Genomic DNA, 23020 nt, shown 5'->3' with positions numbered 1-23020 from the left:
GCGAGCGGCGCGTGGTTATTTCGCGGTCGACGGTTGCAGCGCGACCGTCAGATCGACCTGACCGTCGTCTTTCAACGCGGTGATGTGCGCCTCGGAGACCTGCACCTTGAACTGCTTGCGCACGTCATCGACCCACGCGGTCCAGGCCGGAAACGCCACGTTTTTCATTTGCACCTGCACCGCGTTGCCGACGAACTGCACCTGCGTCGCGGCGAGGCCATGTTCGCCGAGCGATGCGGAAAGCGCGTCCTTCAGCGCCGCGCCGGTCGGCGCGACACCTTGCGCGGCCGCCGACAGCGAGCGCGCCTCGTTCGACTGCGCGGTCATCTGCGCAAGCTGCCGCTGCAGGCTGGGCAGCGATTCACGCAGGTGCGCGCGGCCTTCCTGCGCGGGCGCCCACAGCACCGACCACGCAATCGCCACGGCGAGCGCGGCGCCGCCCCACGTCAGCAGCGCCTTTTCACGATCGGTGCGCTGGTCCCAGAAGCCAGCCCATGTTTGAGCGAGTTCAGCTTTCATTGTCCGTTCCTGATGGTCCACTTGCCGGTACTGCTGTCGATCGCGCCGGTAAGGCCGTTGCGCGCGAGGCGCTTGGCGAAGTCGGGGTCGACCTTGACCGCGGGTTTGAAGGTCACGTCGAGGCGGTGCTCGTGATAGTCGAGCGCGGCAATGCCGTTGACCGGCAGCGGCGACAGCGAGCGCGCGAGGCCGTCGGCGAGCGACAGGAAATCCTCCGGCGACAGCTCGCCCGCCGCCACGCGCAGCTGTTGCACCTGACGCGCCATCTGATCGGGCGCGTCGAGTACGACGGTCGTCTTCGGGAACGTATTGAGCAGCAGCTCCGTCATCTGCGTGTTGATCGCGTCACGCTGACGCGCAAGCATCAGCCACTGCACGTTCGCGCCGATGATCGCGACGACGAGCGCGCCGACCGCGAGCACGATCGGCAGACGCAGACGCCGCAGCGTCGCGCGATCGAGGCGCCACGGCTGCGACGCGAATTCGAACTGGCACAGGTCGAAGCGGCATTCGAGCGCGCGTCGCGCGAGCTGCTCGAACGGCAGCGGACTCGCGCCGTGAATATGCGAGGCGAGCCGCGCGGGACTCGTCGTAGATTGGTTCGGCTCGTTGCCGGGCACCTCGGTCAGCATGTACAGCGACACCGGCGCCGCACCCGCTAGCGCGGACAGCGTCGCGTTCACCGCATCGGCCGGCGCCGCGAAACCCTCGCCCTGGACACCGCGTGCAATCGCCAGTTCGACGCGCGGCACGCCGCTGTCGAGCGCGCCTTCGACGAGCAGCGCGGGTGCGGTCTGCACGACCGCACCGAGCACCGCGGCCACCATCGGCACGATGGACGGCGCTTCGGGCGCGACCACCGGCGCGATGCCCGGTAGCGACGTCGCGACGCTCGCCGCGCCGGCCATCGCCGGCTCGCGCACTTCGGCTGTTTCATCGTCATTCGCGGCAACTTCGGTCACCGGCGCCAGCGGCAGGCAACGCGTGACCGGCACCGCGCGCAGACTGCGATGACCGGCCGTCGTGAACGCCTCATAGATGAAACGGAACCAGCCGCGATCAATGATCGCGAGCAGGTGCCGACCTTCACCAAGCCCCTGCGGATCGACCGCGATATGGCAGGTCTGCGGGTCCTGGATCAGTTGATCCTCGACGATATTGGGCAGCGCCTGGCGCAGCTTCGGGCCACGCAGCGGCGGCAGCGTCGCGGGCATCAGCAGCAGGTCGCGCGCGGCGAGCATCAGCACCGTCGTGCCGGCGCGTGGCAGCAGCGCGAGCGCCGAGCGGCCGGCGCGCTGCGTGCGCCCCGTCTTGTCGAGCAGCACGAACGGCAGCTCGGGCAGTTGCCATTCCTGCGAGGGCACCGCCGGATCACGCGGTGGCAATAGGACGATCAGCGTGCTCAAAGGCCACTCTCTCTATGGATTGCGTTGTTCACAGTTGGTCTTGTACCCGCACGATACGCGTGGTGTGAGTCAGTGGATCGCGATAGACGAGCGTCGTGCGATCCACTTCGGCGCGCTCGTGCTGCACACTGCCGTGGACTAAAAAGTAGCTCGAATTGACGTCGAACTGATTCGGATCGATCGACACCGATTGCACACCGGCGGCGGTCAGCGCGAGCTGCACGTCGCCGACGTTGCGGAAAAACACGGTCTGGCGCCGCGCGACGAGTGCTTGCGCCTGCGACACGGTCATGCCCGGCACCATCGCCGCGATCACTTCGGCCGACGCGGTGTTCATGTTGATCGCGGTGGTCGTAGGCAGCACGGTGACGAACGGCCGCAGCTTCGCGACGATCTCCGGCGTGTAGCCCGGAATGTCGAGCAGCGAATCGACGCTCGTCATCAGCAGCGGCGCGACCGCCACGTTGTCGTCGCCGTCCTCGATGCCGGGCTGGTTCGTGAAGTTGCCGCCCGTCATACCGCCGCCGCCGCCCACCTGCGGCGTGCTGCTGATCGACGTGCCGGTCTGAAAGCGCGTCGCCGATTGCGACAGCCCCGCGCGCACGTGCAGCGCGGTCACTTTGGCGAGCTGCCCGCTCAGGCCGAGCGACACCAGCAGGCGCTGATACGCGGCCATCTGCTCGGCGCTGATTTGCGTCACGCCGGGCGCCGGACTTGCGACCAGATTGCGCAGATTGAATCGGGACTGCGCGTCCTCGATCGAGCCCGACAGGTAGGTGGCCGCGCCTTGCTCAGCGCGTACCTCGCCAATCTGGCCGAGAAAATCCGACAGCCGGGTTTTCGCGATCGGCACGCCCCACACGCCGCCCAGATACGTGATGCCAGCCGACGTATCGCCTTCGGAGCGCAGAATCAGCCGGGTCCAGTCGAGCGCGCCGCGCGCGACCCATTGCGCCTGCGACAACAGCCGCTGATTCTCGATGCGCCGGATTTGTACCTGCTGGCGCCACAACATGCCGGACACGAGGATCGCCGACAGCGCGACGACGAGCAGCGCGCTGATGATGGCCACACCGCGCTCGCGCGCGCCGGCCACGCGCGAACCGGATGCCGACTTTTTCGACGACGACGAGGAGAACGTCATGTCATTCTCCGACCAGAAAAACGCGCGTGACCGGCCGCGCGAGCGATGTTGCGCCGATGCTGACCTCGAGCCCCGTCACCGAGCGTGGCATCGGCGCGTTGCCGAGCTGCGGCACCTTCAGGTTGTTGACGGCTTCGGTCATCGCGGTCTGTACGTCGTTCATCCGTATGGTCCAGCCGAGCTTCGGCACGTACATGCGCGCCGAGATCGAGCCCACGCCACCCATCAGCGGCACCGCGCTCCAGCCTCCGTCGCTGCCGTGCAACGCGCGCCGCAATTCGCCGACGTTGCCGAGCGGCGGCGACGCGTAGCGCACCACGCGGCCGTTCGAGATCTGATAGCGCACCACCTGCAGACGCGGCGCGGTGGCCGGCAGCACCATGTGCCGCACGATCTGCAGCGCGTTGCCGGACACCGAGACGGCGGCCTGGCCCGATTCGTCGTCGCTGGCGGCCTGGCGTGCGTCGATACGCATCTGGTCGAACAGCTGCGCGAACACCCGTTCGTCTTCCATCGCGTTCGTGATCGTCGTGCGGCCGCGGATGATCTGATCGAGCCCGCGCCATGACAGCACGGCGATCACCGCGAGGATCGCGATCGCGACCAGCAGTTCGATCAGCGTGAAGCCGCGCGCGCCATAACGGCGGCGGCGCTCACAGCGAGCGGTTGTTTTCATTCGCGACCACCGTGACCATCTGCGCGAGATTGCCGGACTTCCCAGGCATCGTCACCATCACTTCGACACGGCGAAACACCGGATTCGGCGTCGCCGTCACATGCTCGGTACAGCGCAGTTGCAGATTGCCTTGCGAGCAATCGAAGCTCGTTGAGCCGATGTTGGGCCATGCATGCTTCAGATGAAGGTCCGCGAGCGCGTTGTCCGCGCTCCAGCCGGCGAGCAGACGCCGGTGCAGCTCGGCTTCGCCGCTCGCGAGACTGCCGACCGCGCGCAGCGACGCGGCAAGCGCGACCGCGATGATGGCGAGCGCGACCAGCACCTCGATCATCGTGAAGCCACGCTCCTCGCGGCACCCGACATCGCGCATCGTGAAGAGGGAAGGGGCACGGACCGACCTGCCATAGCGAAGCATCCGCATCTCAGCGCACCTCGTAGCGGCCATTGCCGGTACCGACGATCGTCGCCTGGCCGGCCGCCGAAAACAGCGTGACCTGCACCGGCACGTCGATCGCCTCGGTACCGAACACGATGCGATCGGCGTGCGAATCCGAGCCCGGGTAACTGATCGCGACACTGGTCACGCCGCCTTCCCACTGACGCGGTCCGAGCAGATCGTCGCGCAGCGGACGCCAGCCGTCCTGGGTGCGCTGATCGAAACGGAAGCCGCCTTCGAACGGCTGCCACGCGATCGGCCGCGCGCGCACCTGCGCTTCATCGCCAGCCGATTCGAACAGCAGCGCGAGACGCTGCGCTTCCTCGTTCAGATCGGTGCGCGGATTGCGGGTCATCGTGACCGCGGTCAGCGACACGAGCAGGCCCGCGATCACGAGCACGACCATCATTTCGAGCAGCGTGAAGCCTGCCGCGCGGCGGCGGCGCAGGCGGGAGCGCGGCCGCGAAGCGGTACACGGAGTGTCCACACGGGACTTGCAAGCGGACGTGCGCATAGTGCCGGCCATCGACGATCAACGGAAATTCATACAGCAATGCATCGGTGAAGCACGCACGCTTGCCCGCGCCGCGAACATAACGGCGTGGCGGGCAGGGCGCCTGGCGAAACAAGCGGCCGAACCGGTGGCAAGGAGGGCGCGTGCATGAACATCATCGAGTCTGCCGGGATGCCAGGTTCAGCCTGTTCATTGCCAGGACCCGACGTCGGCGTCGTTGCCTTCGCCGCCCGGTTTGCCATCGGCGCCGTAGCTGAACACATCGACCTCGCCGTGCACGCCGGGATTCAGGTACTGGTACGCATTGCCCCACGGATCGTTCGGCAGACGCTCGAGATAGCCGCCTTCCTTCCAGTTGTTCGGCACCGGGTCGGTGGCCGGCTTTTCGATCAGTGCGTGCAGGCCTTGCTCCTGGGTCGGATAGCGGCCGTTGTCGAGGCGATAGAGCTTCAACGCCTGCATCACGGTGCCGATGTCCTGCTTCGCGGCAACGCGCCGCGCTTCGTCCGGACGGCTCATGATTTTCGGCACGATCAGCGCGGCGAGAATGCCGAGAATGGCGATCACGACCATGATTTCGATCAGCGTGAAACCGCGTTGACGACGGCCGCGCGAACCCGCGTTGTCAGCGCGGCGAATGGTCGACAGTTGCATAGGTTGCTACCTCTTTTCAGGTGAAATTTTCGGCCCGGCTTATCAGATTGAACATGCCGGGCCGTCATTTTAATGTCATGCAGTTGAAGGGCTTCAACCCACCGCAATTTTCACAATAGTCCGTACAATGTGCGCATGAACGCCATCCAAATCCGCCTCCTGTCGCTCGCGCTGTTCGCCGCTTTCTGCGCGACGCTGACCTACTGGGTCATCACGCTCATCACGATGGCCGGCGCGCCGTTGCCGGCTGCGGCGGCGCATGCGCAGGTCTCGACCGATCAGGCCGCGACGCTGTTCGGCGGACAGCTCACGCGCAACGTCAATCAGGACATCCATCTCTTCGGCATCCTCGCGTTGAGCGAAGGCGCCGCGGCGATCGTCAGCGTCGGTGGCGAGCCGCCGCGCGCGGTGTCGCTCGGCAGCGCGCTGATGCAAGGCACCAGGCTCTCCGAAGTCCGCGCCCGCTCGATCATCATCGACCGCAATGGCGCCCACTCGGAAATCTTCCTCCCCGCCTACTCCAGCGGTCCCACCATTTACGTGCGCTGAAACCCGAAGCGGTTGCGCGGCTGATACCGCATGCCGCGTAAATCCTTTCTCTTCCTTCCTCGCGCGACGACGACTACTACTGCACGAGGTTGTTCAGTTCGATGATCGGCAGCATCACCGCGAGCACGATCACCAGCACCACGCCCCCCATCGCCAGGATCAGCAGCGGCTCCAGCAGGCTCGTCAGGAACATCGTGCGACGCTCCAGCTCGCCCGCTTCGCCATCGGCCGCGCGATCGAGCATCGTCGTCACGTCGCCGGTCGCTTCGCCCGAGCGGATCAGGTGCACGAGCACCGGCGGAAACGTCTTCGTGTTGCCGAGCGCGCGCGACAGCGACGTACCTTCGCGCACTCGCACGATCGCGTCGTCGATGTTCTCGCGCATCGCATTGTTGCTGAGCGTTTCGGCCGCGGCTTGCAGCGCGCGCAGAATCGGCACGCCCGCCGCGGTCAGAATGCCGAGCGTGCTGGCGAAGCGGACCGTGTTATAGCCGCGCACGAGCTTGCCGATCAGCGGCGCGGTCAGCAGCCAGCGGTCGAAGGCGAGCCGTGGGCCCGGTTGCCTGAGGGTCGCGCGCACCAGATAGACGACCACGATCGCGCCGATCAGCATCGCCCACCACCAGTGCCGCACGAAGCCGGACAGCGCCATCATCACGATCGTCAGAAACGGCAGTTGCTGCTTGGTGCTCGCGAACACGTTGACGACCTGCGGCACCACATAGCTGAGCAGGAACGTGACGATGCCGAACGCGATGATCGTGACGATCGTCGGATACGTGAACGCCAGCACGATCTTCTGCTTCAGTGCATTGCGCTGCTCGATGTAGTCGGCGAGCCGCGACAGCACCAGGCCGAGCTTGCCCGTGTGTTCGCCGGCCGCGACGAGCGCCCGGTAGATCTCGGGGAAGTCCTTCGGATGCTGCTGCAGCGCATTCGCGAGCGAATGACCGCCGAGCACTTCGGCGCGAATCGCCGCCATCAGCTCGCGGATGTAGTCGCGCTCCGACTGCTCGGTGAGCACCGCGAGCGCTTCGTCGAGCGGCAGACCCGCGATCAGCAGACTCGCGAGCTGCCGCGTCAGAATGGCCTGCTCGCGCTGCGACAGACGACGCCCGAGCGCGAGCCGCTGATTGCGCTCGCCGCGGGTGCGCGACGCCGCCGGTTCGACGACGAGCGGAGTGAGTCCCTGCGAGCGCAGGTTGGTGCGCGCGCCGCGTGCACTGTCGGCGTCGAGCACGCCTTTTTGTGCCTTGCCCGCCGCGTCAATCGCTTCGAAACGGAATGCCGGCATGCGCTTATGCTCCGCCCGTCACGCGAATCACTTCTTCGAGCGACGTCAGTCCCGATGCGAGCCAGCGCTCCGAATCCTCGCGCAGCGTGCGCATGCCGTGCGCGCGGCCCGCTTCGAGAATTTCGGCGTCCGCCGCGTTGCGGTGGATCAGCGCACGGATCGTCTCATCGATCAGCAGCAGCTCGTAGACGCCGCGCCGTCCCGCGTAACCGGATTGGCCACAACGGTCGCAGCCGACCGGATGCCAGCGCTTGCTGCCGTCCTCTTCGGTGCGCTCTTCGCGGCACACCGGGCACAGCCGCCGCACGAGCCGCTGCGCGAGCACGCCGAGCAGCGACGACGCGAGCAGATACGGCTCGACGCCCATGTCGGTCAGACGCGTGACCGCGGATGCCGCGTCGTTCGTGTGCAGCGTCGCGAGCACCAGGTGGCCGGTCAGCGACGCCTGCACCGCGATCTGCGCGGTTTCGAGGTCGCGGATTTCACCGATCATGATGATGTCCGGATCCTGACGCAGAATCGAGCGCAACGCGCGCGCAAAGCTCATGCCGATCCGCTCGTTGACCTGGGTCTGGCCGATGCCGGACAGGTCGTATTCGATCGGGTCTTCCACCGTCATGATGTTGGTGGTCGCCGTCTCCAGTCGCGACATCGACGCATACAGCGTCGTGGTCTTGCCGGAGCCGGTCGGGCCCGTCACGAGCACGATGCCGTGCGGCTTGCCGATCAGCTTGTCGAACTTGCCGAGCGTGTCGGATGCCATGCCCAGCGCTTCGAGATTCAGTCGCGCCGCGTCTTTTTCAAGCAGCCGCAGCACCGCGCGCTCGCCGTGGCCGGTGGGCAGCGTCGATACGCGCACGTCGACCGGACGACCGCCGACGCGCAGCGTAATGCGGCCGTCCTGCGGCAGACGTTTCTCCGCGATGTCGAGCTGCGCCATGATCTTGATCCGCGAGATCAGCGCGCCGTGCAGCGCTTTTTTCGGCCGCACCACGTCGCGCAGCGTGCCGTCGACGCGAAAGCGCACCACGGACGCATTCTCGAACGGCTCGATATGAATATCCGATGCTTGTTCGCGCGCCGCTTGCGTGAGCAGCGCGTTGATCATGCGGATGATCGGCGCGTCGTCTTCCGATTCGAGCAGATCCTCGACCTCGGGAATGTCCTGCATCAGACGCGACAGATCGACTTCGCCTTCCACTTCACCGACCACCTGCGCGGCGCTGCCGTCCTGGCGCGCATAGGCCTGGTTGATCGCCTGCGCCAGATCGTCGGCGGGCACGCGCACCACCGATACCGTGCCGTAGTTGCGCGCGATTTCGGCAAGCGCGGCTTCGCTCGTGCGCTCGCTGATCCAGACTTCGAGGCTATCGGCATACTGATGCGCGACCAGGACCTGGCCGCTGCGCGCGAAACCGTACGGCACGAGCCGGGCGGCGAGCGGCGAGGGCGCCGCGCGCTCGCCGGCGGCGTCGCCGTTCAACCGACCTTGCGATGGCGCGGTTTGCGCGGGCGTCTGCGTCACGGACGCGCTCCCGGCGATACCGTACTCGGCACCACGCCGCTGGCCGGATCGACGACCGCCGGTTGCGGCACGGTTTGCGGCATCGATTGCGGCACGGGTTGCGTCGTGGGCTGCGCGTTGGCTTGCGGCACGGCCCGCGGCGGTACCTGTTGAGGCACCTGTTGCGGTGCCTGCTGCGGCATCATCTGCTGGCGGCGCATCTGGTTCAGATCGAACAGGTTCAGCGCCGGCACACCGCCCTGGCTCGGGCCGAGCGGCATCGGCGGCACGACCGGATCGTCGCGATCCTTCATGATGTTGTTGTCCGAACGGTACGCACCCTGCACGCCCTGGATGTAGTCGTAGCGGTTCGCCGTGACGGCCTGGGTGGTGTCGCGATCGGCGAGAATGACCGGGCGCAGGAATACCATCAGGTTAGTCTTGTCGCGCGTCTTTTGCTCGGAGCGGAACAGCTGGCCCAGCCACGGAATGTCGCCGAGCAGCGGCACCTTGCTGTTGCTGACCTGGTAGTTGTCCTGCATCAGGCCGCCGAGCACGATGATCTCGCCGGTATCGCACAGCACGGTCGACTGGATCGAACGCTTCGTGAATTCCGGGCCCGCCGGGTTCGTCGCCGCGTTGTTCGTACCGTTCACGATCGCGGAATCTTCCGTGTAGAGCTGCAGCTTCAGGATGCCGCCGTCGGTAATCTGCGGCTTCACGTGCAGCGTCAGACCGACGTCGACACGGTCGTACGTGTTGAACGCCGCGCTCGTCGTGCCGCTCGTCAGGTTCGAGTACGAACCGGTCTGGATCGGCACGTTGGTACCGACGATAATCTTCGCTTCTTCGTTGTCGAGCGTGATCAGGTTCGGCGTGGACAGCACGTTCGCGTCGGCGGTCTGCGACAGCGCCTGCAGCAGCGCGCCGAGACCCTGCACGCCGAAAATGTTGTGGATCCAGCCAACGTTCAGGCCCTGTTGCAAGTTCTGGGCGCCCAATGCCGTAGCGAGACCGCCGGTCGAGCCGGCAGCGGCCGCGGCCGCCGTCAGGTTGATGATGCTGTTGCCCGAGCCAGTCGACAGGTTGGTACCGGCATACAAGTTACCGTTCGCGACCTGCCACTGAATCCCGAGGTTGCCGCTCGTATTCGAGTTCAGCTCGACGATCAGCGCTTCGATATACACCTGCGCGCGACGTGCATCGAGCTGGTCGATCACCGCGCGCAAGTTGCGGTACGTCGCATCGGGCGCCGTGATGATCAGCGAGTTGGTTGCGGGATCGGCCGTGATCATGCCGCCGCCCTGGTCTTCGCTCTTCTCCTTTTCTCCGCCGAGAAAGCCGCCACTATTACTATTCGAGCCCGAGGCGCCGCCGCCCATCGGCGAGTTCATCGAGCTGCCGCCGAGTCCGCCTGACGGCAACGGTGGCGTGCCCGACGTGCCCGTCGAATTGCTGGCGTTCGACAGACCGCCGCCGCCACCACCACTGCTGTTCTGGTTGAACGAGTTCGCCTCGTTCGAGCCGCCCGACGAGCCTTCGCCGCCGCCCTTGCCGAGCATGTTGCGCAGCGTGCGCGCGAGCTTCGTCGCGTCCGCGTTGCGCAGCGGCACGACGTGCATGTTGCCCGGCATCGTGGTCGGCACGTCGAGCTGTTTCGCGAGCTCCTTTGCCGCCGCGAGACGTGCGGTGTTCGACGCGCGCATCAGTAGCGAGTTGGTGCGCGGATCCGACGCGATCGACACCTTCAGCGTCGCGTCCGTACTGCCTATCGAGCCCGGATCGAGCATCTTGTTCATCTGCTGCGCGATGTCGATCGCATTCGCATTCTTCAGCGGCACGACCGCCACCGACTGGCCTGCCGCGTTATCGATGCCCGCGATGATCTGCGCGATGCGCCGCACGTTGTCGGCGTAGTCGGTGACGACGATCGTATTGTTGGCGGGGTAGGCCGCGACGGTGTTGTTCGGCGAAATCAGCGGACGCAGTACCGGCAGCAGGTTGTTGGCCGATTCGTTCCTCAGCGTGAAAACCTGCGTGACGACCTGGTCGCCGCGCGCCGTCGGCGCGTTGCCGACGTAGGTCGGCACGCCTTGCAGCTTGGCGTCGGCCTCGGGCACCACTTTCAGCACGCCGTGATCCTGCACGAGCGCGAAGCCCTGCATGCGCAGCGCGGACTCCAGGGTTTTGAGCGCCTGATCCTCGGGTACCGCGTTTTCGGACACGAGGTTCAGTTGCCCCTTCACCCGCGGATCGACGATGATCGTCTTGCCGGTCGCCGCGCCGATCGCCTTGGCGACCTGGTCGATGTCGGCGTTGACGAAGTTGAGTGTCACCTCTGCCTGTGCTGTCTGCGCGGTGATCAGTCCAGCCACCAGCAGCGCCGTTGCCACGCGACGCAAAGCCATACAATTTCTTCTCATGGAATGTGATATCGATGCCGGCAGCCTCTGCCACCGACGGTCAAGCGATGCGGACCTGGCAGCAAGCTACCGCCCGGTCGGTCTGTGAGCCGGCCCCAAAAGCGAGTTTCGCTTGGAGCTCCAGCGTCCCGACGCCCGAAAAAAACGAACAGTAACAGCTTTTCATGTCGGATTTGAAACAAAACAAGGGGCCTCATGCGAATCCTTACGGAATCGCAGGCTGGTTAGTAAATTGAAAGCTAACCAGCACCGTACCTGGACGCCATTACCCGGCTTTGTACGGTCTTATGTCGGTTAGCCAACTTGACGAAGGTCGGACTGCCGGTATGATACGAGCCGTTCGACTCACTGCTATGTGTTTGCAGACGCGGGTTTTCCCCGATGCTCGACAAATGCCCGGCCAGCTTGCCGTTGCGGCCGAAATACGGCCGGCAAACTGCCTTACCGATTCTTACCTCGGGTTTATCCAGTCCTGTTGACCGATGAAAAGTCCGCTCGTCACCGTTGCCGCCACGCTCGCGTTGCTCCTCGCAGCCGGCTCCGCGCGCGCCGACTGCTTCGACGAAGCGGCGAAGTATCAGAAGGTCAACCCATTGATTTTACGGGCTATCGCGTGGCAGGAGTCGCACAACCGGCCGGATGCGCAGCACAAGAACGCGAACGGCTCGACCGACTACGGTGTGATGCAGATCAATTCGGTGCATCTGCCGGTGCTCGCCCAGTACGGGATCTCGCAGGGCACGCTGATGGAGCCGTGCAAGAACGTTTATATCGCGGCGTGGCATCTGCGCCGCCAGATGAACAAGTACGGCAATACCTGGCAGGCGGTCGGAGCATACCACTCTGAGACGCCGGCGTTGCGGGACAAATACTCGCAACAGATCGCCGCGATTCTGCGCAGGTGGAAGTTGATGCCCGCGCAGTAGGCTTGTCCAGCGCTGTCGCTTGCGCAGGCTGCGCCCGTTTTAATGCACAATGCGGCTTCATGCTGCTGTCGCGCCGTCGCAGCGACGCCGACCATTTGGCCCCGCTCCCGACACGCCTTTCAATCCTCCCGTATTCCGTACCGCGATGAACCAGCCGCTATTGCCCATCACCGTGCTCTCCGGTTTTCTGGGCGCCGGCAAGACCACGCTCCTGAATCACATCCTTGCGAATCGCGCCGGTTTGCGCGTCGCCGCGATCGTCGACGATCTCGCCGCGGTCAATATCGACCCGACACTTGTGCGCCACGCGGCCGACCTGTCGAGCGTCGACGAGCAGGTCGTTGAACTCAAGAACGGCTGTATCTGCTGCACGCTGCGCGACGAGCTGCAAAACGAAATCCGTCGCCTCGCCAGCGAAAATCGCTTCGACGCGCTCGTGATCGAATCGAGCGGCATCGCCGAGCCGATGTCGAGTGCCGAAACCATTACATTCGAGGGCCACGAAGGCGCGTCGCTCGGCGACGTCGCGCGGCTCGATACGATGGTCACGATCGTCGATGCGTTCAACTTCCTGCGCGATTACGCGTCGGCCGACGCGCTCGCCGAACGCGGCATCACGGTCGACGAAGACGACGACCGTACGATCGTCGAATTGCTGATCGAGCAGATCGAGTTTTGTGACGTGCTCGTCGTGAACAAGATCGATCTCGTCAGCGCCGACGAACTCGCGCGATTGCAGCGCATCCTCGCACGCCTGAACCCGCGCGCGGTGCAGCTCGTGAGCCGCTTCGCCGACGTGCCGCTCGACCAGATCGTGAACACCGGACGCTTCGATTTCGACGAAGCGTCGAATGCGCCGGGCTGGCTCGCGGCACTCGAGCACGAGCACGGCGGTCAACACGGCCACATGCATCGCAGCGAAGCCGACGAATACGGCGTCGGCCATTTCGTCTATCGCGCACGCCGGCCGTTTCATCCGCAGCGGCTGTGGGAGCTGCTGCATCGGGAGTGGAAGGGCATACTGCGTAGCAAGGGATTCTTCTGGCTCGCGACGCGCAACGATATCGGCGGTTCGCTATCGCAGGCCGGTGGCGCTTGCCGGCACGGTCCGGCGGGCATGTGGTGGGCCGCGCAGGATCGCAGCGAATGGCCGGCAGGCGACGACGAGCTGGCCGCCGAAATCGCCGACGACTGGTACGGCGCGCCGGACGATACCAGCATCGGCGATCGTCGTCAGGAGTTCGTACTGATCGGCGTGGATATCGACCCCGCCATCTGGCGCGCGAAGTTCGACGCCTGTCTGCTCACCGACGACGAATACGCGCTCGGGCCGCAAGCCTGGCAGCAGTTCCCTGATCCGTTCCCGGCGTGGGAGTTCGACGACCACGATCACGATCATGATGATGATCGCGGCCATCATCATCACGGGCACGGCGACGACTGAGAACATGGCGGACATGACCACGGCGGGAACGCGCATCGTCATGACTGAACGAAGCACGTCCCGCGCTTGAACCATATGCATGGACGAAAAAAAACCCGCCACTGGCGGGTTTTTCTCGCGGGTGTCAACTGCCCGGCAGGAATCTGCCTAGCGCTTGTTGACCGAGTCCTTGAACGCCTTGCCTGCCGTGAATTTGACGGTCTTGGCAGCCGGGATCTTGATAGTTTCGCCGGTCTTCGGATTACGACCCGTACGCGCTGCGCGCTTGCCCGAACCAAAGCTACCGAAGCCAATCAACTGGACCGCCTCACCCTTCGACACAGACTTCTTGATCACTTCAAGCAACGTGTCCAGCGTTTCACCGGTTTGAGCCTTGCTGGCGCCCGTCTGTCCTGCGACAGCGTCGATCAGTTCCTGTTTGTTCATTAAGGTTCCTTTCTGAGTTTAGGTTGATACGAACAGCGCGACCGCGCCGATTATACGTGCGCGCACCGCGCCGTCGAGCAGCTGCGGCCCTGATCCTGACGATCTCCCGCGCCGGACAAAACCCTGTTCGGCGGCCGTGCTGCCGCTCCCTTCGCGGCGCTTGCTATGATAGCGCAGCGCAAACCCAATCAGGATAAGGGTTTCGAGGAATTGCACGGTTTTCGGGCCGTTCTTGCAAGGAAATCGAAATTTTGCCCCTCAGCACCCCCTAAACGAGGGCTGAAACCCAGTCCTGGCGGGGGTTAGCGTTGGTTTTTGCCAACGCAGCAAAGCGTCTAAATGCGTCCTGATGGGTCTTTTACGGCGACTCGCGCGCAGCGCGCGCCGGCTCGAACCATCGAACCCGCTCTTTCGAGCGACCTTTTGAGCGTGTTTTCCCGTCGCGCATGACCGATCCGCTGATCCCCGCCGTCCTCGCTTTCCGCGACAACGGCAGCCCCTTTTCACCACGCTACGACGACATCTATCACAGCGCCGTCGGCGCGCTCGAGCAGGCTCACTACGTCTTTCTGCGCGGCAACGAATTGCCCGAAAGATGGCAGAGCCGCCGTACGTTCACCGTGCTCGAAACCGGCTTTGGCATCGGCATCAACTTTCTCGTCACGTGGGCCGCATGGCGCGCCGATCCGGCTCGCTGCGAGCGGCTGCATTTCGTGTCGACCGAAAAGCATCCGTTTAGCGCCGCCGATCTGCGCCGCGTTCACGCAACGACGATCGCCGATCCGCTGATCGCCGGGCTCGCGAACATGCTCGCGAACGCTTGGCCGATGCTCGTGCCCGGCACGCACCGGCTCGAATTCGAAGGCGGCCGCGTCGTGCTGACGTTGATCTTCGCCGATGCGCTCGACAGCCTGCCCACACTGCGGCTGCGTGCCGATGCGTTCTATCTGGATGGCTTTGCGCCCGCGAAAAATCCAGAGCTGTGGAGCCCGGCGATCTTCAAGGCGCTCGCGCGCGTCGCGGGCGATGACGCGACCTTCTCCACCTATAGCAGCGCGGGCGACGTCAAACGCGCATTGACGCAATGCGGCTTCGAGTATCGCAAGGTCGACGGCTTCGGCTGGAAACGCGCGATGCTGGTCGGTCGCTTCGCGCCGCGCTGGCGTGTGCGCCGTTATGAGCCGCCCGCGCCGTTCGGGCACGACGAACGACACGCGGTCGTGATCGGTGCGGGACTGGCCGGCTGCGCGGTGATCGAGCGGCTTGCGGCGCGCGGCTGGCGCGTGACTTCGCTCGAGCGGCATGCGTCGGTTGCACAAGATGCGTCTGGCAATCCAGCCGGCGTATTCCACCCAATGATTTCGCGCGACGACAGCGTCGCGTCGCGCGTCACGCGGGCGGGCTTTCTGTACGCGCTCAATCGTTGGGCCGCGCTCGAAAGTGCAGGGCATCGGCTCGCGCGCGGCGATCGCGGTCTGCTGCAGATCGCCGCGGACGACGACGAGGCGCGCGCAATCGGCGAGGCCATCGGCGCGTTCCGCTATCCGTCCGACTACGTGACGCCGGTGTGCGCGTCCGATGCCGAGCGACTCGCCGGCGTGCCGCTCGCGCGTGGCGGCTGGTTCTTTCCGCGCGGCGGCTGGATCGATCCGGCTTCGCTGTGCGCGGCGCAATTCGCATCGGCAGGCGGCTTGCTCGAACGACGCTTCGGTCTCGACGTCGCGCGGCTCGAACGTGCCGGCGATCAGTGGACCGTCTTCGATATCGCGGGAAAGGTAGTCGCGCGAGCGCCGGTCGTGATCGTCGCTGGTGCGCATGAAGCTGCGCGCATCGCTGGCTTGCGTCATGCGCCGACCCGCAGCATTCGTGGTCAGTTGAGCTTGCTGCCGGCGGGTACCGTCGCGCCGCTCGCGCTGCCGGTGATCGGCGAGGGCTACGCCGTGCCGCTCGCGAACGATGTCACGCTGACAGGCGCGACCTATGAACTCGACGACCCCGACACGTCGCTGCGCGCGGACGGTCATCGCGAGAATATCGAGCGCGTCGCGCAGATGTTGCCGTCGTTCGCAAGCGCACTCGATGCCGCGCCGCTGACCTCGCTCGCCGGCCGCGTTGCGTTTCGCTGCGTGAGCTCGGATCGCATGCCGATGATCGGCCAGCTCGCCGACGAAGCCGCTGCCGCCCGCGATGCTGCCCGCCTGCGCGGCGCATGGCCGCTCGATCTGCCGCGTCTCGACGGTCTGTACGGCGCATTCGCTTATGGTTCTCGCGGGCTGGTGTGGGCCGCGCTCGGCGCTGAACTGATCGCCTCGCAGATCGAAGGCGAGCCGTGGCCGCTCGAACGCGATCTCGCCGAAGACATCGACCCTGGGCGTTTTCTGCTGCGCTCCTTGCGACAGGGAACGATCGGTTAACCGGCTTCGACCATTGCGAAGTTATCTCTGCGCCCGGCACGTTAACTCCGCCCTCCCTGTAAACCAGGTTAACCAGGATTCCGGCTTATCCACTGCGACCTGTGGATAACGGCGCGGTTAACCGGCGCAAGTCGTGTGGAACCGTTGTGGACGTAAACGGGGTAACTGGGACATCGCGAAAAAGTGCGAAAAGTTGCTCGCGTATACCGGCAGCCGCCGCACATGCTGTGCATCCGGTTATGCGGGCGGGAACTCGATGATTTGTTTCGGTAAACATAGGTTATCCACAGAAACCGAGGCAGCTTGTTAACTGTTACTACGTATACATACGGTAAACCAGTAAACAGCAAGGACGGGGGCTAACGCCCCGCCTATCGGGCTAGCTGAATTTCGTTCGAGTTCGCGTAAAACGGATCGCTCGACGCGCTGCGTTAACGACAAAACCGCGCATCGAATCACCGAAGCAGCGGCAACGCCCGGGAGCGGATTTGCCGTTCGCGACGTGGTCGAAACTGATGCGATACCTCGAAAAAAGGTCGCTTTTTCCGTTCACTGGGAAAATAACGTTCTTTTTTACCGTTTTGCCTGCGAGTTAACGTCTTTTCGGTTAACCCGGAAAAAGCTATGGCACAATCCCCGTTTTTCCGCGTCGTGCCACAGCAACTGACGGCACGCGCAGCAATGGAACGGTGCCGGTCAAACAGAATCTGATTCAAGGTCGACGGCGTTCCTTCAGCGTGCCTGTTGCTACTGCCGCATCCCGTGTATGTGCCCGACTCCGTGCGGTTCTTCGCGGCCGTGGCGCATTCCGATCATCCGATCATTGAAACCTCGCAACGCTGATTTCGCGAAGCGCTTGCGACAACGTGCGCTCCCCGTGCGCTCGTGACGGCGTGCGTGTGCGCCGGTTCGTGTCGTCTGCCGTTGCTGCCAAGGAGAACCCATTACGATGAATTCGGCGTTTTCGTTTTTGCCAGCGTGGCCGCTTTCGCCCGACGCCATTTTCTGGGCGGGTCTTGCATTGCTTGCCGCCGGTCTGTGCGGCGAGCTTTGCTATCGCGCGTGGCGTTTGCCGCGCATTTCCGGCTATGCGGTGATCGGACTCGTGGCCGGCGCGGCAGGCTTTGGCGTGATCGATGCGGATTCCGCGAGCGCCGCGCGGCCGCTGCTCGACGTCGCGCTCGGCCTGTTGCTGTTCGAACTCGGCAGCCGGCTCGATCTGCGCTGGATCCGCCGTAATCCGTGGCTGATTCTGTCGAGCGTCGCCGAAGCCACGCTGACTTTCGTGCTGGTGCTGCCCGTGTTGCTGTTTCTGCACGTGCCGCTGATGGTCGCAACCGTACTCGCCGCGATCGCGATGGCGACATCGCCCGCGATGGTGATCCAGCTCAAAACCGAACTACGCGCGGAAGGCCAGGTCACGCAGCGTCTTCTGACCTTGACCGCGCTGAACAGCATGTACGCGGTCGTGATCGAAAAGCTCGTGTCGAGCTGGCTGCATCAGGAGGTTTACGGCAACGTGTTCGCGACCATCCTGCAGCCGTTGTACCTGCTGGTCGGCTCGCTCGTGCTCGCGTATCTGCTCGCGCGCACCTGCACGTTCTTCTATCGGCGCCTGAACATGCAGGACGAGCATTCGTTCGTGGCGCTGTTCGGTCTCGTGCTGCTCGCGATCGCGATCGCGCATCTGTTCAAGCTGTCGACGATTCTCGCGCTGCTCGCCGCGGGCATCATCGTGAAGAATCACGAAGTGCGTCCGCAGTTGTGGCCAGAGCATTTCGGCACCGCGGGCTGGCTGCTGACGGTGATCCTGTTCGTGCTGACGCTGACGTCGTTCGAATGGAAGCACATCGCGTTGGGCGGAGTCGCCGCGCTGGGTCTGATCATTGCTCGCCTCGTCGCGAAGCTGGTCGGCGTGCTGGCGTTCGCGAAGCCGAGCGGCCTGGACTTGAAGCAGGGCATCGCGCTCGGCCTGTCCTTGTCACCGATGTCGGCGCTCGCGTATCTGCTCGTCGACGACACGTACAACCTGTATCCGAACTTCGATCCGCAGCTGCGCGCAATCGCCATGTGTTCGATTTTCGTGCTGCAGATTCTCGGGCCGTGGCTCGTCTATCGCAGCCTCGCGCTCGTCGCCGAGCGGCGCGAGGGGTAAGCGTGAAACACGCATGGGCTGCCATGCGCGTTTCACGAACCCGTCTTTCAATTCCTTCGCCTCAAACGACCTGACTCAGGGGACGCCATGTCACTCGAACCCTTCATCGACTCGAAACCGTTCACGTTCGGTATCGAGCTCGAAATGCAGATCGTCAATACGCACGACTATGATCTGACCAAAGCCGGCACGGATCTGCTGCGCCTCATCAAGGACGAAAAAATCCCCGGCAATATCACGCCGGAAATCACCGAAAGCATGATCGAGCTGTCGACCGGGATCTGCACGTCGCACGAACAGGCGGTCACCGATCTGCGCAAGATTCGCGACACGCTGGTGTCCGCGGCCGATCATCTGAACGTTGGTCTGTGCGGTGGCGGCACCCATCCTTTCCAGCAATGGAGCGAGCGGCAGATCGTCGATACGCCGCGCTTTCAGTATATTTCCGAGCTATACGGCTATCTTGCGAAGCAGTTCACCGTGTTCGGCCAGCACGTGCACATCGGTTGCCCGAATCCGAACAGCGCGCTGTATCTGCTGCATTCGATGTCGCGCTTCATCCCGCATTTCATTGCGTTGTCCGCGTCGTCGCCTTTCGTACAGGGCGTCGATACCGGATTTCATTCGGCACGTCTGAATTCCGTGTTCGCGTTTCCGCTGTCGGGCCGCGCGCCGTTCGTGCTGACGTGGGACAGCTTCGAGGAGTATTTCTCGAAGATGGTCCACACGGGCGTGGTCAACAGCATGAAGGATTTCTACTGGGATATCCGTCCGAAGCCGGGCTTCGGCACGATTGAGGTCCGCGTGATGGATACGCCGTTTTCGGTGGATCGCGCCGCGGCGATCGCCTGCTACATCCAGACGCTCGCGCGTCATTTGTTGCTCGATAAGCCGATCGTGCCGCAGGAAGACGACTATCTGGTCTACACGTTCAACCGTTTCGAAGCCTGCCGGTTCGGACTCGGTGGCACCTGCATCAATCCGCAAACCGGTGAACGCAAGACGATTTCCGAAGATATTCTGGAAACGCTCGAACAGATCGGACCGCATGCAGAAGCGCTCGGCTCGGTGAATGCGCTGGCCGAAGTCGGCGCGATCGCGCGCGGTCAGGTCAACGACGCGACGTGGCTGCGCAGTGTGTTTGCGCAGGAAAAGTCCTTGCACGAAGCGGTACGCCAGCAGTGTCTGCAATGGCGCGCCTAGTCGCGAAGACTTCATGAAACCGTTCGCGTGCGCCGGCTACGCGACGTTCCGACGAAACCCGCCGCGTGCGGGTTTTTTTCGTAAGAAAATTTTTATGGTTTTTCGCGCGCGCAACCCTTCAGGTTTTTCGAAAGTTTACGTATACCAGCGTAGTAGTCGTAAGCAGGCATTGCCAAAGGCTGTGGACAACTGAATAATTTCCTGCAAAGTCAATGCGCTGGGGAAATGATAACTGGGCTCGTAAAACGGGCTCCGGCCACGCCTGGCAAGCGCAACCGAGGAAACGTTCAACACGCTGCAAGTGCTTGTTGCAAAACGGTACACAGGCTGTCCAAACGTTTTCCCCTGCTTATCCACAGCTCGCGTTGGATAAGTTAGCTGTACGATTAGCCGCTGTCGCATAGAATGTCGTTTTTCGCCGCCTTCGGCTTCCAAGACGGTGTATTTTTGAGATAGTACAAACGGTTTCATCCGCGGTTGGACGAAGCTACCCCACACACGCAACGGGTGTACTCCGGCAGGCAGCCGCCGGCATTGCACCAAAGCGGTAAATAAACGAATCGAAGATTATGAGCGAAGGCGTATACGGAGAACAGGCAGCCGGGCGAGTGACCCACAGCCTCTTGCGATTGAGCACGGCGATGCGAAGCCAGGCTTGGGAATGGGCGGAAGGCGCGGGCCTTACGCCGACCCAGGGCGAGATCCTCGTGCTGTTGATGCAACGTAAGGGGCCGATGCGTCTCGGCGAAATCGCGCGTGAAACGGCGCTGACTGCCGCGACCACCAGCGATGCGGTCAGCACGCTCGAGACCAAGGGCCTCGTCGAAAAGCGTCGCGCACTCGACGACGGTCGCGCGCTCGCGGTACGTCTGACCTCGCGTGGCCGCACCGCTGCCAAACGCGCCGCGCAATGGCCGGACTTCCTCTCGAAGGCGGTCGGTACGCTGCGCGACGACGAGCAGTCCGTGTTCTATCGCACGCTGCTCAAGACCATCTATCAGCTCGAAGCGCAAAACACGATTCCGTCGCATCGTATGTGCCTGAGCTGCACGCATTTCCAGCCGAGCAAGAATCCGAAGAAGACGCCGCATCACTGCGCGCTGCTCGACCTGAACATGTTGGACACCGATGTGCGTCTCGACTGCTCCGTGCATGAAACGGCGGACGTCGCCACCCAGAAGAAGACCTGGAAGATCTTCGCCCAATAACGGGCGTCTTCCTGGGCAATCCGCTAACATGGCCTGGCCGGCGACGGCGGGCGGTATGCGCCGCCTGCTTGCCGGCTGGTGCCGTGCACGGATAAAGTCGTTGGCGGCAGGTCGTTAGTCAACCTGAAGATAGGGCAGGCCGATGAATCGGGAAGTACTCGCCATCCGCCATGTGCACTTCGAGGATCTGGGCAGTCTCGAGCTCGTGCTCGGCGAGCGCGGGCGTCCGGTCCGTTATCTCGATGTGGGCGTTGCCCGTATCGAGGCGCCCAATCCGGTTGCCGCGTCGCTGATGGTCGTGCTGGGCGGCCCCATCAGCGCTACCGACGACGCGCTGTACCCCACGCTCGCGCCGCTGCTGTCGTTGATCGAAAAACGCATCGCGGCCGGTTTGCCGACACTCGGTATCTGCCTTGGCGCACAACTGATCGCGCGGGCGCTCGGTGCGCGCGTCTACCCCGCGGCTCAGGCCGAACTCGGCTGGACGCCGCTCAAGCTGACCGATGCGGGCCGCGCCTCGCCGCTGCGTCATCTCGATGGCGCTCATACCTCGATGCTGCATTGGCACGGCGACACCTTCGATCTTCCGGCCAACGCCACCCGTCTGGCATCGACCCCGGCTTGCGAGAATCAGGCCTTCGCATGGGGCGATCACGTACTGGGCTTGCAGTGTCATCCCGAGATCCGCACCGATCGGTTCGAACCTTGGCTGATAGGGAATGCGAACGAACTTTCGGGCCACGGCATCGACGCACGTCGGTTGCGCGCCGACACTGGCCGATACGGTCCCGTGCTCGAAGCCGCCGCGTGCCGCATGTTCGGCGAATGGCTCGATCACGTCGAGACGCAAGCCTGAATGGCTAGCCGAATGGCGACGTAAGCGGCCAGCCAGGTGCCACGTTCATGCAGTAAACCGCGTGCGGTGCTATCCTCGATCGCTCTCGGGCTTTCACTGGGCGTAATCCATGAGCGCGCTTTTCTCTCCGCTCACGCTGCGTAGCGTGACGCTTCCCAATCGGATCGTCGTTTCCCCAATGTGCCAGTACTCCGCCGAACGCGGCGAAGCGACCGCCTGGCACATGATTCACCTCGGCGGTCTCGCGCTGTCCGGCGCGGGCATGCTGTGCATCGAAGCAACCGCCGTCGAGCCGGACGGGCGCATCACCCCCGGCGATCTCGGCTTGTGGGACGACGCGACCGAAGAGGCGCTCGTGCCGGTGCTGGCCGCGATCCGCAAGCATTCGCACGTCAACGTGACGATGCAACTGGCGCACGCGGGCCGCAAGGCATCGAGCCACGTGCCGTGGGAAGGCGGCCAGCTGATTTCGGTGTCGCAAGGCGGGTGGCTGCCGCATGCGCCGTCGGCGCTGCCGCACAAGCCGGGCGAGGAGCCGCCGCTCGCGCTCGATGTCGTCGGCCTGAACCGGATTCGCGAGGCGTTCGCCGCGTCCGCGCGGCGTGCCGCGCGTCTTGGCATCGATGCGCTCGAAGTGCATGCCGCCCATGGCTATCTGCTGCATCAGTTCCTGTCGCCGATCGCCAATCAGCGCACCGACGACTACGGCGACTCGGTCGAAAACCGCATGCGTTTTCCGCTCGAAATCTTCGACATCGTGCGTGCCGCATTTCCTGCCGACAAACCGGTCGGCGTGCGCGTGTCGGCGACGGACTGGGTCGAAGGCGGCTGGACGCTCGAAGACACGATCGCGTTTGCACACGAGCTGGAAAAGCGCGGCTGCGACTGGATCGACGTGTCGTCGGGCGGTGTCTCGCCGCTGCAGCGAATTCCGCTCGAGCCGGGCTATCAGATTCCGTTCGCGAAGGCGGTCAAGCACGCAACCGGTCTGACGACGATCGGCGTCGGACTCATCACTGATCCGCTGCACGCCGAGCAGCTGATCGAAACGGGCGATGCCGATCTGATCGCGCTGGCTCGCGCGCTGCTCTATAACCCGCGCTGGCCGTGGCACGCCGCCGCTAACCTCGGTGCGACCGTCGAAGCGCCGCCGCAGTACTGGCGTTCACAACCGCGTGAGCAGAAAGCGCTGTTCGGCGACATTTCGTTTGGTCAACGGTGACGCCCGTCGCACCTTGAACGAACGCATCGGCTGACGGTTGAAGGAAG

The 23020-nt window shown here is 64.1% G+C and carries 21 protein-coding genes; 9 read left to right on the top strand and 12 right to left on the bottom strand.

Features of this window, described 5'->3' with window-relative positions:
- Positions 1-15: 15 nt before the first annotated feature.
- From OKW27_RS29080 to gspG, 7 genes are all read right to left on the bottom strand, one after another.
- The gene (locus OKW27_RS29080) at positions 16-519 is read right to left on the bottom strand and encodes a type II secretion system protein M (RefSeq protein WP_090802323.1); all 504 of its coding nucleotides are present in this window, start codon (positions 517-519) and stop codon (positions 16-18) included.
- On the bottom strand, positions 516-1925 hold the full coding sequence (gspL, locus tag OKW27_RS29075; protein ID WP_090802324.1) for a type II secretion system protein GspL: 1410 nt from the start codon (positions 1923-1925) through the stop codon (positions 516-518). The genes OKW27_RS29080 and gspL overlap by 4 nt, the downstream gene beginning before the upstream one ends.
- 28 nt (positions 1926-1953) lie before the next feature.
- Positions 1954-3069, bottom strand: a complete 1116-nt coding sequence (gspK, locus tag OKW27_RS29070) for a type II secretion system minor pseudopilin GspK (RefSeq protein WP_090802326.1) — start codon at positions 3067-3069, stop codon at positions 1954-1956.
- Position 3070: 1 nt separating this feature from the next.
- The gene (locus OKW27_RS29065; RefSeq protein ID WP_429335534.1) at positions 3071-3745 is read right to left on the bottom strand and encodes a PulJ/GspJ family protein; all 675 of its coding nucleotides are present in this window, start codon (positions 3743-3745) and stop codon (positions 3071-3073) included.
- A complete protein-coding gene (gspI, locus tag OKW27_RS29060) occupies positions 3723-4115 on the bottom strand; it encodes a type II secretion system minor pseudopilin GspI (protein WP_429336603.1) in 393 nt (130 codons plus the stop codon). Before gspI ends, OKW27_RS29065 begins: the two co-directional genes overlap by 23 nt.
- A 52-nt stretch (positions 4116-4167) precedes the next feature.
- The gene (locus OKW27_RS29055; protein ID WP_409259081.1) at positions 4168-4695 is read right to left on the bottom strand and encodes a GspH/FimT family pseudopilin; all 528 of its coding nucleotides are present in this window, start codon (positions 4693-4695) and stop codon (positions 4168-4170) included.
- Between the two features lie 189 nt (positions 4696-4884).
- Positions 4885-5349, bottom strand: a complete 465-nt coding sequence (gspG, locus tag OKW27_RS29050) for a type II secretion system major pseudopilin GspG (RefSeq protein ID WP_090802331.1) — start codon at positions 5347-5349, stop codon at positions 4885-4887.
- 135 nt (positions 5350-5484) lie between these two features.
- Between gspG and OKW27_RS29045 the strand changes: the two genes are divergently transcribed.
- Complete coding sequence (locus OKW27_RS29045) at positions 5485-5898, top strand: hypothetical protein (protein WP_429335533.1); 414 nt, start codon at positions 5485-5487, stop codon at positions 5896-5898.
- A 76-nt stretch (positions 5899-5974) separates the two neighbouring features.
- On the opposite strand, the gene gspF is transcribed toward OKW27_RS29045, so the two are convergent.
- The 3 genes from gspF to gspD are packed head-to-tail and all read right to left on the bottom strand — an operon-like array spanning position 5975 to position 11104.
- On the bottom strand, positions 5975-7192 hold the full coding sequence (gene gspF, locus OKW27_RS29040) for a type II secretion system inner membrane protein GspF (RefSeq protein ID WP_090802334.1): 1218 nt from the start codon (positions 7190-7192) through the stop codon (positions 5975-5977).
- A 4-nt stretch (positions 7193-7196) separates the two neighbouring features.
- The gene (gene gspE / locus OKW27_RS29035; protein ID WP_429335532.1) at positions 7197-8717 is read right to left on the bottom strand and encodes a type II secretion system ATPase GspE; all 1521 of its coding nucleotides are present in this window, start codon (positions 8715-8717) and stop codon (positions 7197-7199) included.
- Positions 8714-11104, bottom strand: a complete 2391-nt coding sequence (gene gspD / locus OKW27_RS29030; protein WP_429335531.1) for a type II secretion system secretin GspD — start codon at positions 11102-11104, stop codon at positions 8714-8716. The genes gspE and gspD overlap by 4 nt, the downstream gene beginning before the upstream one ends.
- Positions 11105-11601: 497 nt before the next feature.
- On the opposite strand from gspD, the gene OKW27_RS29025 reads away from it, so the two are divergent.
- Together OKW27_RS29025 and OKW27_RS29020 are read left to right on the top strand one after the other, a co-directional pair.
- Positions 11602-12045: a lytic transglycosylase domain-containing protein gene (locus tag OKW27_RS29025; protein WP_429335530.1), complete on the top strand. Its 444-nt coding sequence runs from the start codon at positions 11602-11604 to the stop codon at positions 12043-12045.
- Between the two features lie 145 nt (positions 12046-12190).
- Positions 12191-13489, top strand: coding sequence for a GTP-binding protein (locus OKW27_RS29020; protein WP_429335529.1), 1299 nt, complete (start codon positions 12191-12193; stop codon positions 13487-13489).
- 147 nt (positions 13490-13636) lie between these two features.
- Here OKW27_RS29020 and OKW27_RS29015 read toward each other — a convergent pair whose 3' ends face one another.
- On the bottom strand, positions 13637-13915 hold the full coding sequence (locus OKW27_RS29015) for an HU family DNA-binding protein (protein ID WP_018418891.1): 279 nt from the start codon (positions 13913-13915) through the stop codon (positions 13637-13639).
- Positions 13916-13933: 18 nt separating this feature from the next.
- On the bottom strand, positions 13934-14131 hold the full coding sequence (locus OKW27_RS29010; protein ID WP_090802341.1) for a hypothetical protein: 198 nt from the start codon (positions 14129-14131) through the stop codon (positions 13934-13936).
- A gap of 230 nt (positions 14132-14361) precedes the next feature.
- On the opposite strand from OKW27_RS29010, the gene mnmC reads away from it, so the two are divergent.
- From mnmC to OKW27_RS28980, 6 genes are all read left to right on the top strand, one after another.
- The gene (gene mnmC / locus OKW27_RS29005; RefSeq protein ID WP_429335528.1) at positions 14362-16329 is read left to right on the top strand and encodes a bifunctional tRNA (5-methylaminomethyl-2-thiouridine)(34)-methyltransferase MnmD/FAD-dependent 5-carboxymethylaminomethyl-2-thiouridine(34) oxidoreductase MnmC; all 1968 of its coding nucleotides are present in this window, start codon (positions 14362-14364) and stop codon (positions 16327-16329) included.
- 949 nt (positions 16330-17278) lie between these two features.
- Positions 17279-18484 carry a cation:proton antiporter gene (locus tag OKW27_RS29000; protein WP_429335527.1) on the top strand — a complete coding sequence of 402 codons (1206 nt, stop codon included), beginning with the start codon at positions 17279-17281 and terminating at the stop codon, positions 18482-18484.
- Between the two features lie 87 nt (positions 18485-18571).
- The gene (locus OKW27_RS28995; RefSeq protein WP_429335526.1) at positions 18572-19687 is read left to right on the top strand and encodes a YbdK family carboxylate-amine ligase; all 1116 of its coding nucleotides are present in this window, start codon (positions 18572-18574) and stop codon (positions 19685-19687) included.
- 569 nt (positions 19688-20256) lie between these two features.
- A complete protein-coding gene (locus OKW27_RS28990; RefSeq protein WP_090802348.1) occupies positions 20257-20895 on the top strand; it encodes a MarR family winged helix-turn-helix transcriptional regulator in 639 nt (212 codons plus the stop codon).
- A gap of 142 nt (positions 20896-21037) precedes the next feature.
- A complete protein-coding gene (locus tag OKW27_RS28985; protein WP_429335525.1) occupies positions 21038-21751 on the top strand; it encodes a glutamine amidotransferase in 714 nt (237 codons plus the stop codon).
- 109 nt (positions 21752-21860) lie between these two features.
- Positions 21861-22973: an NADH:flavin oxidoreductase/NADH oxidase gene (locus OKW27_RS28980; protein WP_429335524.1), complete on the top strand. Its 1113-nt coding sequence runs from the start codon at positions 21861-21863 to the stop codon at positions 22971-22973.
- Positions 22974-23020 lie beyond the last annotated feature (47 nt).

The sequence above is a fragment of the Paraburkholderia sp. 35.1 genome (assembly GCF_050436525.1).
In the GTDB taxonomy this organism is placed as follows: domain Bacteria; phylum Pseudomonadota; class Gammaproteobacteria; order Burkholderiales; family Burkholderiaceae; genus Paraburkholderia; species Paraburkholderia tuberum.
Note: the sequence above shows the minus strand (reverse complement) of the source record. Positions and strands in the feature narration are given on the sequence as shown.

Excerpts from the sequence above, each read along its gene's own strand:
- OKW27_RS29080 (WP_090802323.1), bottom strand. The coding sequence starts at position 519 with ATGAAAGCTGAACTCGCTCAAACATGGGCTGGCTTCTGGGACCAGCGC.
- gspK (WP_090802326.1), bottom strand. The coding sequence starts at position 3,069 with ATGACGTTCTCCTCGTCGTCGTCGAAAAAGTCGGCATCCGGTTCGCGC.
- OKW27_RS29065 (WP_429335534.1), bottom strand. The coding sequence starts at position 3,745 with ATGAAAACAACCGCTCGCTGTGAGCGCCGCCGCCGTTATGGCGCGCGC.
- gspI (WP_429336603.1), bottom strand. The coding sequence starts at position 4,115 with ATGCGCGATGTCGGGTGCCGCGAGGAGCGTGGCTTCACGATGATCGAG.
- OKW27_RS29055 (WP_409259081.1), bottom strand. The coding sequence starts at position 4,695 with ATGCGCACGTCCGCTTGCAAGTCCCGTGTGGACACTCCGTGTACCGCT.
- gspG (WP_090802331.1), bottom strand. The coding sequence starts at position 5,349 with ATGCAACTGTCGACCATTCGCCGCGCTGACAACGCGGGTTCGCGCGGC.
- OKW27_RS29045 (WP_429335533.1), top strand. The coding sequence starts at position 5,485 with ATGAACGCCATCCAAATCCGCCTCCTGTCGCTCGCGCTGTTCGCCGCT.
- gspF (WP_090802334.1), bottom strand. The coding sequence starts at position 7,192 with ATGCCGGCATTCCGTTTCGAAGCGATTGACGCGGCGGGCAAGGCACAA.
- gspD (WP_429335531.1), bottom strand. The coding sequence starts at position 11,104 with ATGGCTTTGCGTCGCGTGGCAACGGCGCTGCTGGTGGCTGGACTGATC.
- OKW27_RS29025 (WP_429335530.1), top strand. The coding sequence starts at position 11,602 with ATGAAAAGTCCGCTCGTCACCGTTGCCGCCACGCTCGCGTTGCTCCTC.
- OKW27_RS29020 (WP_429335529.1), top strand. The coding sequence starts at position 12,191 with ATGAACCAGCCGCTATTGCCCATCACCGTGCTCTCCGGTTTTCTGGGC.
- OKW27_RS29015 (WP_018418891.1), bottom strand. The coding sequence starts at position 13,915 with ATGAACAAACAGGAACTGATCGACGCTGTCGCAGGACAGACGGGCGCC.
- mnmC (WP_429335528.1), top strand. The coding sequence starts at position 14,362 with ATGACCGATCCGCTGATCCCCGCCGTCCTCGCTTTCCGCGACAACGGC.
- OKW27_RS29000 (WP_429335527.1), top strand. The coding sequence starts at position 17,279 with ATGAATTCGGCGTTTTCGTTTTTGCCAGCGTGGCCGCTTTCGCCCGAC.
- OKW27_RS28995 (WP_429335526.1), top strand. The coding sequence starts at position 18,572 with ATGTCACTCGAACCCTTCATCGACTCGAAACCGTTCACGTTCGGTATC.
- OKW27_RS28990 (WP_090802348.1), top strand. The coding sequence starts at position 20,257 with ATGAGCGAAGGCGTATACGGAGAACAGGCAGCCGGGCGAGTGACCCAC.
- OKW27_RS28985 (WP_429335525.1), top strand. The coding sequence starts at position 21,038 with ATGAATCGGGAAGTACTCGCCATCCGCCATGTGCACTTCGAGGATCTG.
- OKW27_RS28980 (WP_429335524.1), top strand. The coding sequence starts at position 21,861 with ATGAGCGCGCTTTTCTCTCCGCTCACGCTGCGTAGCGTGACGCTTCCC.